This is a genomic window from Streptomyces sp. NPDC055078, assembly GCF_053607985.1.
In genome coordinates this window covers 1-12,661 of record NZ_JBSGUP010000193.1, presented here as the reverse complement: position 1 = coordinate 12,661, position 12,661 = coordinate 1, and the positions used below count along the sequence as shown (strand labels likewise).

The following is a 12,661-nucleotide window of genomic DNA, read 5'->3' as shown; positions in this document are numbered from 1 at the left end:
CCAGGGACGCGGTCGCCGCCGTCTCGGCGACCGCGCCGAAGACGTCGCCGGTCACTCCCCCGAAGCGCCGCACGCAGTGACGCAGCAGCAACTGGCCCGCGCCGAGGCCGGCGAGGACCGCGAGGGCGCAGGACAGGGCCAGGGCAGGGGCCGGGCCGAGGAGGGCGCCCGCCAGTGCGCAGCCGGCCAGGACCAGTGCGGTGACGGCGAGGGCGGCCCGTACGGGGACGGTCCCGGCGACCGCGGCGCCCAGGCCCTCGGGGCGGGCGGGCGGTACGCCGGGACGGGAGGCGAGGGTGAGGGCGAGGCGGGCGGTGAGGGCGGAGAGGGCCGCGCCGAGGGCGCCGTGGGCCCAGCCCTCCCCGTACAGCTCGCGGAGGGCGGCGACCTGGGCGAGGAGGACGAAGAGCAGGGTGACGACCCCGAACGGGCCGATGTCCGAGCGCTTCATGATCTGCAGCGCGTCATCCGCGGGCTTGGCGCTGCCGAGGCCGTCCGCCGTGTCGGCGAGACCGTCCAGATGGAGGCCGCGGGTGAGAACGGCGGGCAGGGCGACGGCGGCCACGGCGGCGAGCAGGGGTCCGGCGCCGGCCAGACTGAGCAGGGCGCCGGCCGCGCCCGCGCACAGCCCCACGACCAGTCCGGCCAGCGGCGCCCAGAGCATCCCGGCACGGGCCGCGTCCCGGTCCCACCGGGTGACGCGGACGGGCAGCACGGTCAGGGTGCCGAAGGCGAAACGTATGCCGGACAGATCACTCACGGCGGAAGGGTAGCCCGCCGTGATCCCGTATCGACGGTAAATTGCGCATACCGCGCAAATCGGGAGCAGCAGCCATGGGCAACTGGTTCTACCGCAATATCGTCGAGCCGGGAAAGCTCCCGATGCTCCTCGCCCTCGCCTCCTTCGTCATCACGTTTCTGATCACCCGCACCATCACCCGGCTGATCAGGGCGGGCCGGGGGCCCTTCCGGAACATCGGCTCCGGCGGCACCCACATCCACCATGTGGTGCCGGGAGTCATCCTCACCGTCGTCGGCGGCTTCGGCTCGGTCGGCAGCGGGACACGCGGTGTCACCGCCGCTGTCTTCGCGGTCCTCTTCGGGGTCGGCGCGGGACTGGTCCTGGACGAGTTCGCGCTGATCGTCCATATCGACGACGTCTACTGGACCGAGCAGGGGCGCCAGAGCGTGGAGGTCGTCATCGTCGCCACCGCGCTCGCGTTCCTCGCTCTCGGCGGCTTTTCACCGCTGGGGGTCGACACCCTCACCCCGGACGAACGGCAGGACCGTGCCACCCTCATCGGCACCCTGGTGTTCAACTTCCTCCTGGTGCTCGTCACCCTCCTCAAGGGCAAGCTCCGGATGGCCCTCATCGGGACACTGGTGCCCTTCGTCGCGGTGTTCGGGGCGGTACGGCTCGCCCGGCCCGGCTCCCTCTGGGCCAGGCGCTGCTACCGGGGCCGGCCGAAGGTCCGCGCCCGCGCCTGGCTGCGGTCCTACCGCCACGACCGGCGCTGGGACGGGCCGCGCCGCAGATTCCAGGATCTGATCGGCGGCGCCCCCGACCGGCAGCCCGACCGGCAGCCCGACCGGCGGCCAGGGTGACCGCCAGGGTGACGGCCCGAGCGGCTGCCCGGCCGCGACCGCTGACGCGTTCCCCCGGCGCGTTCCCCCGTACGACCGCTGACGCGCTGTCCGCTGACGCGCCGCCCGCCACACCGTCACGGCCGCGCCGAGCGCCAGCGCCCCCGCGATCGCCGCCAGATGCTCCTTGCCCGCGAGATTCGGTTTGACGATCACCTCGACCACCATCGCCGCGATCACCAGCGCCCCCGTGAACCAGGCCCGGAAGCGCCAGCAGACACAGACCCCCAGCCCCACGACCGCCGCCGAAGGACCGGTGTCGACGATCTGCGCGTCGGAGGCGGGCAGTCCGAGCGCGCCGTCGGGGCCCACCGCGATGCCGAGCCGGGCGTACAGGGTCCCGGCCAGGGTCGAGACATACGCCACGGTCAGCGCGGGCCACCGGCCGAGACCGGTCTCCGCGATCCCGAACACCAGCAGCACCTGCGCCAGCGCGCCCCACACCGGCAGATCGAGCGCGGGCACGAACAGCGACAGGGGCGTCCGCAGCAGGGAGAGCCAGAGCGGGTCCTCGGCGCGGACGAAGCCGATGGCGCGGACGGCGCCGTACCCCCACTCCTGGTTCTGCGTCAGCTGGAAGAGCGCGACGAGCAGTACGGCGGCCAGGGTCATCGGGACCGCCCGCCATCCCCGGGTCACCAGGGCCGTCCGCACCGCCGCGTACAGCGGCCCCCACTCACGGCGGGCGAAGGCGTTCACCGGGTGCCCGTGCCCGTGGGGTTCAGTACGCGCAGGGGGCGCCTCCCCGCGTCCGGGGCGCTCACCGGGTGCGCCGCCGGCTCTCCAGATGCCGGCGGTGCAGCCATTTCGGGAGCCCGGGGGCCTCCAGGAACCCTTCGGCGCGGCCCGCCGCGAGACCGATCCGCAGCAGGTCGGCGCTCTTCTCGAAGAGCATGAACCGGGGTTCCCAGATGGGCCGGTACTTGGCGTTGGCACGGTACAGCGACTCGATCTGCCACCAGCGGGAGAAGAAGCTCAGCAGCGAGCGCCACAGCCGCAGCACCGGGCCCGCGCCGAGCCTGGAGCCGCGCTCGAAGACGGAGCGGAACATCGCGAAGTTCAGCGACACCTGGGAGATCCCGATGTCCGATGACCGCCGCAGCAACTCGATCACCATGAACTCCATCAGCCCGTTCTCGGAGTCCCGGTCCCGGCGCATCAGATCGAGCGAGAGCCCCTTGGGCCCCCAGGGCACAAAGCTCAGCACCGCCCGCAACCGGCCTTCGCCGTCGGTGCATTCGAGCATCACACAGCGGCCGTCGCCGGGGTCGCCGAGCCGCCCGAGCGCCATCGAGAAACCGCGTTCGGTGGCCCCGTCGCGCCAGTCGTCGGCATGCCGCAGCAGGATCTCCATCTCCTCGGGCGGGATCTCCTCGTGGCGCCGGACGCGCACCTGGTACCCGGCCCGTCTGACGCGGTTGTACGCCTGGCGCACGCCGCGCATCGCGCGCCCCTCCAGGGTGAAGTCGGCGGTCTCCACGATCGCCTCGTCGCCCAGTTCCAGGGCGTCCAGGCCATGCCGGGCGTAGATGGTCCCGGCCTCCTCGCTCGCCCCCATCACCGCGGGGATCCAGCCGTGTTCGCGGGCCTCGGCGAGCCAGGGGTCGATGGCGCCGGGCCATGCCTCCGGGTCGCCGATCGGGTCGCCGGACGCGAGGGAGACCCCGCCGACCACCCGGTAGGTGACGGCGGCCTTCCCGGTGGGCGACCAGATGACGCTCTTCTCCCGGCGGAGCGCGAAGTAGCCCAGTGAGTCGCGGTCGCCCTGTTTGCACAGCAGCGCACGCAGCCGCTCCTCGTCGTCCTCGCTGAGCGGGTCGACCGCGCGGCGGGAGCGGAAGGCCGCGTACAGCACCGCGAGCAGCAGCAGAGTGGAGAGCACATTGATGACGACGTCCACCCAGCCCGGGGTGGCGATGCCGGGAAAGCGGCTGTCGTCCGCTGCCAGGGACGCCAGCCGCATCAGGCCGTAGCGCCAGCGCTCCAGGAAGGTGGAGCCGCCGGTGGCGACATTGGTGGCGGTGACCAGCAGCGCCGACGCCAGTGAGGCGACCAGCAGTCCGCCGGCCGCCACGGCCCCCGCCAGCAGGGGGTTGGAGCGGTCGCCCACCGCGTAGAACTCCCGCCTGCCCAGCAGCAGCGTGAGCACGAACGCGGCGGTGAGGAAGAGCGAGACCCAGTTCTGGGGGTGGCCGCGGACGCCCGGGGAGACGGCGATGGCGAGGGTGAAGAGCAGCAGGAACAGTCCGCCCAGGACCAGATTGAGGATCCAGGCGGCCCGCTTGCGGCGGCGCATGGTGATCGCCAGGAAGAGGGTGAACACCCCGGAGGCGAAGCCCGCGGTCAGCAGATACGGGGTGAAGTAGTTGTCGGTGTTGTGGCGGTGGAGGTTCTGCCCGAGCGACACCCACACGGCGCTCAGGAAGTTGATGAACGTCACGGCCCGCAGATACCAGACGGCGAAGGCGGCGCCACGCCGTGACCGGACGGTCCCCCGGACGGTGCCGCGGCCCGCCCCTTCACCGAGAACGCGCCCCCCGGACAAACGCTCGCTGGACAAACGGACCTCTCCCATGAAATGCGATGATTTGGGGCATCGCTGGTCATAGTGGTCGAGAGTACGGCCGCCCCCTCAGCGGCGGCCGTACCGGCGCGTCCATCAGTCCGTGTCGCTCCCCGCCGGTTCCGGTACCGCGGCCGATGCCGACGCCGCCGCCGTCTTCGACGCAGACGCAGACTCCGGAGCCGATTCCGGCTCCGGTGCGGTTTCCGTACGCTCCGGCAACTCCGCCGCCAGCGCGGCGGCGGCCTGTACGAGGGGGAGGGCGAGCAATGCCCCGGTGCCTTCCCCCACAGTGACGCCGTGATCGAGCAGCGGGTTGAGCGTCATCCGGTCCAGCGCCTTCGCCTGCGCAGGCTCGCCGGTCAGCTGCCCCGCCAGCCACCAGTCCGGCGCCCGGAACGCCGCACGCTGCCCGACCAGCGCACACGCCGCCGAGACCACCCCGTCGAGCAGCACCGGCATCCGGCGCACCGCGCTCTGGAGCAGAAACCCCGTCATCGCCGCCAGATCCGCGCCGCCCACCGCCGCCAGCAGCTCCAGCTGATCGCCCAGCACCGGCCGGGCCCGCCGCAGCGCGTCCCGGATCGCCGCGCACTTGCGCATCCAGGCCAGATCGTCGATGCCCGCGCCGCCGCGCCCGGTGACCATCGAGGCGTCCGTACCGCACAGGGCGGCGATCAGCGTCGAGGCGGGCGTGGTGCCGCCGACGCTCAGATCGCCGAGGACGACCAGATCCGTACCGGAGTCGGCCTCCTCGTCGGCGATCGCCATCCCCAGGCGTACGGCCTCCTCCGCCTCATCGGCGGTCAGCGCGTCCTCGATGTCGATCCGGCCGCTGCCACGCCGCACCCGGTGGCGTACGACCGCCTCCGGCAGCAGCCCGGGGTCACAGTCCAGGCCCGCGTCGACGATCCGCACCGGCACACCCGTCCGGCGGGCCAGTACGGCGACGGGGCTCGCCCCCTCCAGCGCCGCCCGCACCAGCAGCCGCGCCGAACCGGCCTCCCGGCCCGACACCCCGAGGCCGGCCACACCGTGGTCACCGGCGAACAGCACCACCCGGGGCCGCTCGATCGCCTTCACGGCCGCGCGCCCCTGCGCGGCCGACAGCCACTCGCCCAGTTCGTCGAGCCGGCCGAGCGAGCCCGGGGGGACGGTCAGCCGCTCCCGGCGTTCCTCGGCCGCCCGCCGGATGCCGCTGTCGGCGCGCTCGATCAGATCGGAGAAGTCATCGAGATTCAGCCTGCTCATTCGCCGAACAGTACCGGGTGCCCGGCGGCCTGTTCGGGGTACGGGGTACGCCGGTTCGGGGCACGGGGTCGGGGCACGGGGTCGGGGCACGGGGCCGGGGTTCGGGGCCGGGGTTCGGGGGAGGTCAGCTCCGCAGGCACAGGGCCTGGCCGGCGACCACCAGCAGCAGTTGCTCGCACTCGGCGGCGAAGGCGGCGTTCAGCCGGCCCAGCTCATCGCGGAACCGGCGGCCCGACGCTGTCGCGGGAACCACCCCCGAACCGGCCTCGTTGGTCACGGCGACGACCGTGCGGGAGGTCTCCCGTACGGCCGTGACCAGCGCGTCCACCCGCTCCCGCAGCGCCTCCTCGCCCGATTCCCGCCAGGTCGCGTCGTCCCACGCGCCGACCCGGTCCATCGCGTCGGCCAGCCACAGCGACAGACAGTCGATCAGCAGCGGCGGCCCGTCGTCGGCGAGCAGCGGGACGAGATCGCAGGTCTCCTCCGTACGCCAGGACCCCGGGCGGCGGTCGCGGTGCAGCGCGACGCGCTCCGCCCACTCCGCGTCCCCCTCCCGGCGGCCTCCGGTCGCCACGTACAGCACATCGGGGAAAGCCTCCAGCCGCCGTTCGGCCTCGACCGACTTGCCGGAGCGCGCGCCTCCGGTGACCAGGGTGCGGCGGGGGACGTCCGGCACCGCGTGGTACTCGCCGACGATCAGCGTCGTCCCGTCCGGCACCGCCCGCGCCCCGGCCGCCGCGAGCCTGCGGTCCAGCTCAGGCCCGCCGGGCACATCGTGGTCGAGATGGGCCGCGATCACATCGGTCGTCGCCCCGATCGCCCCGGCCGCGCGCAGCCGGGCCACGGCGTCCGGCCGCCCCACGACATCGGCGACGACCATCTCGTACGCGGCGAGCCCCTCCGCGAGCCCGGCGGGCGCGCCGCCCGGCGGCAGATACAGCAGCCGGTCGCCGTCCGGTGAGGTCACCTCGTACCCCGTACCCGGGTGGTCCATCGGCACCGCCCGCACCCGGTGCCCGCTGATCAGCGTCAGCACCCGGCCGTCCGGCACCCGCCCCGCCGACGGCAGCCCCGCCGGGACATCGACGGCCGGTCCGTCATGGGGGTGGGTGAGCAGGACCTGCCGTACGCCGACGAGCGAGTGCCCCGCCCGCGCGGCGGCGAGGGCCGCCCCCGGGGTGAGATCGAGGAGCAGGGCGCCGTCCACGAGCAGCGCCGTCGCGGACCGCGCGCGGGGGCCGCGGGCGGTCGCGCAGACGGCACACGGGCAGTCGGGCCGGGGGAGTCCGGCCGGGGCGCCGGTGCCGAGCAGAGTCAGTTCCACACCCCGATCCTCCCGCGTCGCCGCGGGGCGTGCGCGCCCGGCTACGCTGCGGGCAGGACAGCGATCACGTGCGGGACCCTGGGAGGCGGACATGGCATGGACGTGGCGGTTCGAGAAGTCCGACGGGACGGAGGTCCAGCCGGCGGTACAGCCGGAGGAGTTCACGACACAGGGGGACGCCGAGACCTGGATCGGTGAGTACTGGAAGGAACTGCGCGACGGCGGCGCGGAGCAGGTGGTGCTCTCGGAGGACGCGACAAAGATCTACGGTCCGATGAGCCTGGACGCCCCCGAGTAGCCTCCGCGCCCGGAACCACCGGTTCCACCACCGCGCGGACACCACTCGGCCACTGCCCGGCCACCGCTCGGGCGCTCCGGTACGCAGCCGGGGCGTCCGGGCGGCCGGCCGAGCGGCCGCCCGCGCGGTGCGTGGCTCGGCAACGGCCTGGGGCAATACAGCGAGGGTGCGTGCCGGGCGTCGCGGGCCAGGCGGGACTTTCGCAACACGCCCTAGATCTCGCCCAGCGTCACCTCCGCCGTCATGGCCTCACCGTCCCGTACGAACCCCACCACCACCCGGTCTCCCGGGCTCTCCGCCGCCAGTGCCTCCGCCAGGGAGGTGATCGTCGTGATCTGCGCCGGGCCCACCTTGGTGATGATGTCCCCCGGCCGTAGCCCCGCCGAGTCCGCGGCGCCGCCCCGGACGACCTCCACCACCGCCACCCCCGACGGCTGGTAGCTGTCGTCGAGCACCGTCCGCGCCGTGATGTCGAGCGCGGCACGGCCCGAGTCGGTGACCCGGCCCGTCTCGATGATCTGGTCCGCGACGGTCTTCACCATCGAGACCGGGATGGCGAAGCCGATCCCCGGTGCCGCGCCCTCGCCCAGCCGGGGGTCGGTCGCCGCCAGCGTCGGGATCCCGATCACCTCGCTGTCCAGATTGACCAGCGCGCCCCCGCTGTTGCCCGGGTTGATCGCGGCGGACGTCTGCACCATGTTGCCGATCGTCGCGCCCGTGCCCCCGTCGGACCGGCTCTCGCTGACGGTGCGTCCGACGCCGGAGACGATGCCCTGGGTCACGCTGCTGGACAGCCCGAGCGGTGGCCCCATCGCCAGGACGATCTGCCCCACCTGCACGGACGAGGAGTCCCCGAACGTCGCCGCCTTCAGCCCCGCCGGGAGCCGGTCCAGCTTGACGACCGCGAGATCCTGCTCCGGGTAGGAGGAGACCAGCTTCGCCGTGAGCGGCTCCTCGCCGGTCGCCACCGTGACCTTGAACGACTTCTCCCGGCCCACCACATGCGCGTTGGTGATCACATGGCCCTTGGAGTCGTAGACGATCCCCGACCCCAGACTGCTCCCCGCCTCCAGTTGGACGACCGACGGCAGTACGTCCCGGATCACCGCCTCGTAGTCGCTCTGCAACTCGTTCGCGGCCCGCGGTGCCACCGCGCGCGTCGAGTTCTCCGGCCGTGACTCCGCCGCGCTCGAGCAGCCCGCGAGCGCGGGAGCGCAGATCGACGCGGCGCAGATCGCGGCGGTCAGCGGCGGCACTCGGCGTATCCGCCGGGCGGGGGTGCGAGGGGGTGCACTCATGCCCGGAGTATCCCTTTGCCGCCCTTTTGTCGGCGCGTCCTGCACCCCCAATCAGGTGCCACCCGCACCCGCCGTGCGCGGGGCACCCGCCGTGCGCCGCGCGGCCGACCGGCCGGGCGGCAGCGGATCAGGCGGCTCGGGCGGCAGCGGCTCGGGCGGCTCGGGCGGCCGGGTGCGCGCCCGCCTGCTGCTCCGGGACCGTCACCAGGAACTGCGTCGCCGCCGGCTCCCCGTAGAGCGGGTCCCCCGCGACCAGCTCCGCGTGCGTCCCCACCGCGCGGACCTTCTCCGCGTCCCTCACGACGATCCGGTCCGCGAGGGTCACGGTCGACAGCCGGTGGGCCACCACCAGGACGGTCACCTCGCGGGACACCTCGGTGACCACGTCACGCAGGGACATCTCGTTGACCGCGTCCAGCCGGGAGGTCGCCTCGTCCAGCAGGAGCAGCCGGGTGCCCGCGCAGCAGGGCGCGGGCGATGGCCACGCGCTGGCGCTCGCCGCCCGAGAGCTTGGAGCCGCCATGGCCGACGACGGTGTCGAGTCCCCGTCCGGGAGGTGTCCGACGACGGTGTCCGGCCGGGCCCGGACGAGGACCTCCCGGATCTGCGCGTCCGTCGCGTCCGGCGCGGCGAAGACCAGGTTCTCGCGGAGGGGCCCCGCCAGGACCGGGGCGTCCTGCTCGACACAGCCGATGGCGGCCCGCGGATCGGCGACCGGCCAGTCGTGGACATCCCTGCCGTCGACGAGGATCCGCCCGGAGTCCGCCTCGTAGAACCGCTCGATCAGCCCGAAGACGGTCGACTTGCCCGCGCCCGACGGCCCGACGGCCCGACGAACGCGGTCATACCCGGTCCCGGCACGGTGAAGGAGACACCGGCTGGAGCAGCGCGGTGACCGTGCCCACCAGGGCGAAGGACGCGCCGAGCGCGACGAGCCCGCGATGCGGGCGGAAGTGCGCGTACAACGCCCGCCGGTCTCCCCGGCGGAGAGTCCGGCGGTCGGCTCGTCATTCGTTTCGGTGGATTCGGCGCCTGTCACGTGAGGAGGGTCGCGGAATCGTTCCCGCTGCCTGACTCGGCGATCACCTTCGATGAGACGGTGCCGGGTCCACGCGTCGGCCGTGCGCCCCGGACGGTTTCAGCGCGTACGCCGCACAGATACGGCTTCAGCCGCGTACGCCGCACAGATGCAGCAGCGCCGCCAGTCTGCGATACGGCTCGGTCCGGCCCGCCCGGTCCTCGACCGTCAGCAGCCGTTCCAGCACATCGGCGGCCGGGAGTACGGAGTCGGGGGCCCACTCGGTGAAGACCTGGACGCCGTACCAGGCGTGCAGCGGCGCCGCGATCCCCGCGAGCGCGGCCGTCAGCGCGTCGAGCCGGTCGGCGCGGGCGGCGCGGGCGGCGGGCCCGGGCCGGTCGGCGCAGCCGTCCTGGTCGAGCGCGGCGAGCGCCTCGGCCCAGTCGCCGGACAGGCCGGGCGCCATGGCGACGGAGTCGGCGTTCCGTACGAGAAGGGAGAGCAGTCCGCCCGGTGCCAGCATTCTGGCGAGTCCGGCGAGCAGCGCGTCGGGGTCCGGCGCGGACATCAGCACTCCGTGGCAGAGCACCACATCGAAGCTGCCCGGCAGGAAGTGCACCCCGGTCTCGCCGTAGTCGCCGTCGATCAGCCGGACCCGCTCGCGGATTCCGGCGGGCTCGGTCGCCAGCGACTCCTGGGCCCGGCGCAGCAGCGCCGCGTCGGACTCCAGGCCGGTGACGGTGTGTCCCGCCCTGGCCAGTCGCAGCGCCTGGGCGCCGCGGCCCATGCCGACGTCCAGTATCCGCAGCCGCTGCCCCACGGGGTAGCGGGCGGCTATCTGCTCGTCGAGCTGGCGGGCCACCAGCTCCTGCCGGACGGTGTCCCGCAGCCCGCCGAACGCGTCGGGCGCGGCAGCCGACCGGCCGACCGCGCCGGGGGCCTCTGTGCTCAGGGTCGCTCTCCGCGCTTGACCTGCGGCTTCGGCAGCCTCAGCCGGCGCATCTGGAGCGTACGCATCAGACCGTAGGCGACCGCACCGCGCTTGGGCTCGTCCGGGAACCGCTCCCTGAGCTGCTTCTTCAGCCGGATCGACAGCCCGATGGAGTCCACGATGATCATGACGATCACGCCGAGCCAGATCAGCAGCGCCACATTCTGGAGCTGTCCGATCCGCACCATGCTCATGATCAGAATGATCACCGCGAGCGGCAGGAAGAACTCCGCGACGCAGAAGCGGGAGTCGACGAAGTCGCGGACGAACCGGCGCACCGGGCCCTTGTCGCGAGCGGGCAGATAGCGCTCGTCGCCACTGGCGAGCGCTTCCCGCTGCCGGGCCAGATCCGAGCGCCTGGCCGCCCGCTGGCGCTTCATCGCGTCCTTGCGGTCGGCCGGCGCGCTGGCGGCACGGCGGCGCTGGGTCTGGGCCTCACTCCTCTTGGGTGTGGGGCGCCCCTTGGGGGCCTCGGGGTCACGGGACTGCTTGGAGAGGTCCGCCGTCACCTGGTCGGTGGGGGCCTTCTCTGTCTTGGCACGGCTACGGAACACAAAACCCAAGGGTACGGGGTGGCGCGCATGGACCCAACGCTCAGGGGGAACGATCCCGCAACACCGGGCGTCCACCGCGCGTCCACCGGGGTGTCCGCCGGGGAGGGTCCACCGGGGACAGAACGTACGGAATCGCCGGTTGCCCGCCCGGTCCCCAGGTTTCCCTGACGGTCATCTACTCCTTGCGCCGGATCAGGAGCTGCCCGCAGTCGTCCTTGGGGATGAGCGCATCCGCGCTCGAACAGTGCGGTAATGGATGCAGGGCCCGTACTGTGGGTTCTGTTGGAGTGCTGGAGCCGTAGTCCGTCAGAAGGGGGCGCGCGAAGCCCATGAGCGGTGTCATGAAGCGTATGGGGATGATCTTCCGCGCGAAGGCAAACAAGGCCCTTGACCGGGCCGAGGATCCGCGCGAGACCCTCGATTACTCCTACCAGAAGCAGCTGGAGCTGCTGCAGAAGGTGCGTCGCGGGGTGGCCGATGTGGCGACCTCCCGCAAGCGCCTGGAGCTGCAGCTGAACCAGTTGCAGGGACAGTCCTCCAAGCTGGAGGACCAGGGCCGCAAGGCGCTGGCCCTCGGCCGTGAGGACCTGGCGCGGGAGGCGCTCTCCCGGCGTGCCGCGCTGCAGCAGCAGGTCAGCGATCTCGAAACGCAGCACACGACCCTGCAGGGCGAGGAGGAGAAGCTCACCCTCGCCGCCCAGCGCCTCCAGGCCAAGGTCGACGCGTTCCGTACGAAGAAGGAGACCATCAAGGCGACCTACACCGCCGCCCAGGCGCAGACCCGGATCGGTGAGGCGTTCTCCGGGATCTCGGAGGAGATGGGCGACGTCGGTCTGGCGATCCAGCGGGCCGAGGACAAGACGGCCCAGCTCCAGGCCAGGGCCGGGGCGATCGACGAACTGCTCGCCTCGGGCGCGCTGGACGACCCGTCCGGGATGGCGAAGGACGACATCGCCGCCGAGCTGGATCGCATCTCCGGTGGTACTGATGTAGAGCTGGAGCTACAGCGGATGAAGGCCGAGCTGGCGGGCGGATCGAGCGCGTCGCAGCAGGCCATCGAGGGCGGCGGCACCACCCCGCAGGACGCTCCCGGTCAGCAGCAGAACAGCACCAGGCCGAACTTCGACAAGCAGTGACCACCGAGCCGGGCCGCCGCCGGTCAGCGGACAGCGGCCCCGGCAGGCCCCGGACAGCGACTGACGACCGGACAGTCACCGAGCAGTAGGGATTCGTCATGATCGTACGGATCATGGGGGAGGGACAGGTGAGGCTGGCGGACAGCCACCTCACCGAACTCAACAAGCTCGACGACGAGCTGCTGGCCGAGATGGAGCAGGGGGACGGACCCGGGTTCCGCCTGACCCTCGCCGCGCTCCTGGAGCGGGTCCGGGCGCTCGGCGAGCCGCTCCCGGACGACTCCCTGGAGCCGTCGGAGCTGATCCTTCCCGGCCCGGACGCCACCCTTGAGGACGTACGGGAACTGCTCGGCGACGACGGACTCATCCCCGGCATCCCCGGCTGACTCCCCGCGCCCGCGCACCGCACTCCAACACCCCACTGCCCCTGACCGCACCCCGGTCGGGGGCAGCGGCGTATCCGAGCCCCCGCACCCCCCCCGAGCCTTGCCGGCGGTCGAGTCCCGCAGAACCAAGCCCCTCCTGGGGGTGCCTCCCAGGCGAAGCCCTGGGGGAGATTGAGGAGCGGGGCACGGGGCGGAGCC

11 protein-coding genes and 2 pseudogenes are annotated in these 12,661 nt (G+C 73.0%); 4 read left to right on the top strand and 9 right to left on the bottom strand.

Annotated features, from left to right (window positions below):
• Nucleotides 1-760, bottom strand: a 760-nt coding sequence (gene cobS, locus ACWF94_RS18145; protein ID WP_453488772.1) for an adenosylcobinamide-GDP ribazoletransferase, incomplete at its 3' end; no start/stop codon positions are given.
• Between the two features lie 74 nt (nt 761-834).
• On the opposite strand from cobS, the gene ACWF94_RS18140 reads away from it, so the two are divergent.
• On the top strand, nt 835-1,605 hold the full coding sequence (locus ACWF94_RS18140) for a hypothetical protein (RefSeq protein WP_453488775.1): 771 nt from the start codon (nt 835-837) through the stop codon (nt 1,603-1,605).
• Between the two features lie 122 nt (nt 1,606-1,727).
• Here the strand turns inward: ACWF94_RS18140 and ACWF94_RS18135 are convergent.
• The 4 genes and pseudogenes from ACWF94_RS18135 to ACWF94_RS18120 form a co-directional block, all read right to left on the bottom strand.
• Nucleotides 1,728-2,343, bottom strand: a pseudogene (locus ACWF94_RS18135) (hypothetical protein); the annotation flags it as partial.
• Nucleotides 2,344-2,404: 61 nt separating this feature from the next.
• Nucleotides 2,405-4,219, bottom strand: coding sequence for a phosphatidylglycerol lysyltransferase domain-containing protein (locus ACWF94_RS18130; protein WP_453488769.1), 1,815 nt, complete (start codon nt 4,217-4,219; stop codon nt 2,405-2,407).
• An 84-nt stretch (nt 4,220-4,303) separates the two neighbouring features.
• A complete protein-coding gene (gene cobT, locus ACWF94_RS18125; RefSeq protein WP_453488766.1) occupies nt 4,304-5,458 on the bottom strand; it encodes a nicotinate-nucleotide--dimethylbenzimidazole phosphoribosyltransferase in 1,155 nt (384 codons plus the stop codon).
• A gap of 124 nt (nt 5,459-5,582) precedes the next feature.
• Nucleotides 5,583-6,782, bottom strand: a complete 1,200-nt coding sequence (locus ACWF94_RS18120; RefSeq protein ID WP_453488762.1) for a bifunctional adenosylcobinamide kinase/adenosylcobinamide-phosphate guanylyltransferase — start codon at nt 6,780-6,782, stop codon at nt 5,583-5,585.
• A gap of 91 nt (nt 6,783-6,873) precedes the next feature.
• Between ACWF94_RS18120 and ACWF94_RS18115 the strand changes: the two genes are divergently transcribed.
• Nucleotides 6,874-7,080, top strand: coding sequence for a hypothetical protein (locus ACWF94_RS18115; RefSeq protein WP_453488759.1), 207 nt, complete (start codon nt 6,874-6,876; stop codon nt 7,078-7,080).
• A 212-nt stretch (nt 7,081-7,292) separates the two neighbouring features.
• Here the strand turns inward: ACWF94_RS18115 and ACWF94_RS18110 are convergent, their stop codons facing one another.
• From ACWF94_RS18110 to ACWF94_RS18095, 4 genes and pseudogenes are all read right to left on the bottom strand, one after another.
• The gene (locus tag ACWF94_RS18110) at nt 7,293-8,378 is read right to left on the bottom strand and encodes a S1C family serine protease (protein WP_453488756.1); all 1,086 of its coding nucleotides are present in this window, start codon (nt 8,376-8,378) and stop codon (nt 7,293-7,295) included.
• A gap of 127 nt (nt 8,379-8,505) precedes the next feature.
• Nucleotides 8,506-9,254: pseudogene (locus ACWF94_RS18105) on the bottom strand (ATP-binding cassette domain-containing protein); the annotation flags it as partial.
• 290 nt (nt 9,255-9,544) lie between these two features.
• Nucleotides 9,545-10,258 (bottom strand): class I SAM-dependent methyltransferase, encoded by a 714-nt coding sequence (locus tag ACWF94_RS18100; RefSeq protein ID WP_453488753.1) that lies wholly within the window; start codon nt 10,256-10,258, stop codon nt 9,545-9,547.
• Nucleotides 10,259-10,344: 86 nt separating this feature from the next.
• Complete coding sequence (locus tag ACWF94_RS18095; RefSeq protein WP_453488750.1) at nt 10,345-10,941, bottom strand: DUF3043 domain-containing protein; 597 nt, start codon at nt 10,939-10,941, stop codon at nt 10,345-10,347.
• A 341-nt stretch (nt 10,942-11,282) separates the two neighbouring features.
• Between ACWF94_RS18095 and ACWF94_RS18090 the strand changes: the two genes are divergently transcribed.
• Both ACWF94_RS18090 and pspAA read left to right on the top strand, forming a co-directional pair.
• A complete protein-coding gene (locus ACWF94_RS18090; RefSeq protein WP_453488748.1) occupies nt 11,283-12,077 on the top strand; it encodes a PspA/IM30 family protein in 795 nt (264 codons plus the stop codon).
• 98 nt (nt 12,078-12,175) lie between these two features.
• Nucleotides 12,176-12,463 (top strand): PspA-associated protein PspAA, encoded by a 288-nt coding sequence (pspAA, locus tag ACWF94_RS18085; protein WP_453488745.1) that lies wholly within the window; start codon nt 12,176-12,178, stop codon nt 12,461-12,463.
• The last annotated feature ends 198 nt before the right edge of the window (nt 12,464-12,661 follow it).

Excerpts from the sequence above, each read along its gene's own strand:
- ACWF94_RS18140 (WP_453488775.1), top strand. The coding sequence starts at position 835 with ATGGGCAACTGGTTCTACCGCAATATCGTCGAGCCGGGAAAGCTCCCG.
- pspAA (WP_453488745.1), top strand. The coding sequence starts at position 12,176 with ATGATCGTACGGATCATGGGGGAGGGACAGGTGAGGCTGGCGGACAGC.
- ACWF94_RS18130 (WP_453488769.1), bottom strand. The coding sequence starts at position 4,219 with ATGGGAGAGGTCCGTTTGTCCAGCGAGCGTTTGTCCGGGGGGCGCGTT.
- ACWF94_RS18110 (WP_453488756.1), bottom strand. The coding sequence starts at position 8,378 with ATGAGTGCACCCCCTCGCACCCCCGCCCGGCGGATACGCCGAGTGCCG.
- cobT (WP_453488766.1), bottom strand. The coding sequence starts at position 5,458 with ATGAGCAGGCTGAATCTCGATGACTTCTCCGATCTGATCGAGCGCGCC.
- ACWF94_RS18115 (WP_453488759.1), top strand. The coding sequence starts at position 6,874 with ATGGCATGGACGTGGCGGTTCGAGAAGTCCGACGGGACGGAGGTCCAG.
- ACWF94_RS18090 (WP_453488748.1), top strand. The coding sequence starts at position 11,283 with ATGAAGCGTATGGGGATGATCTTCCGCGCGAAGGCAAACAAGGCCCTT.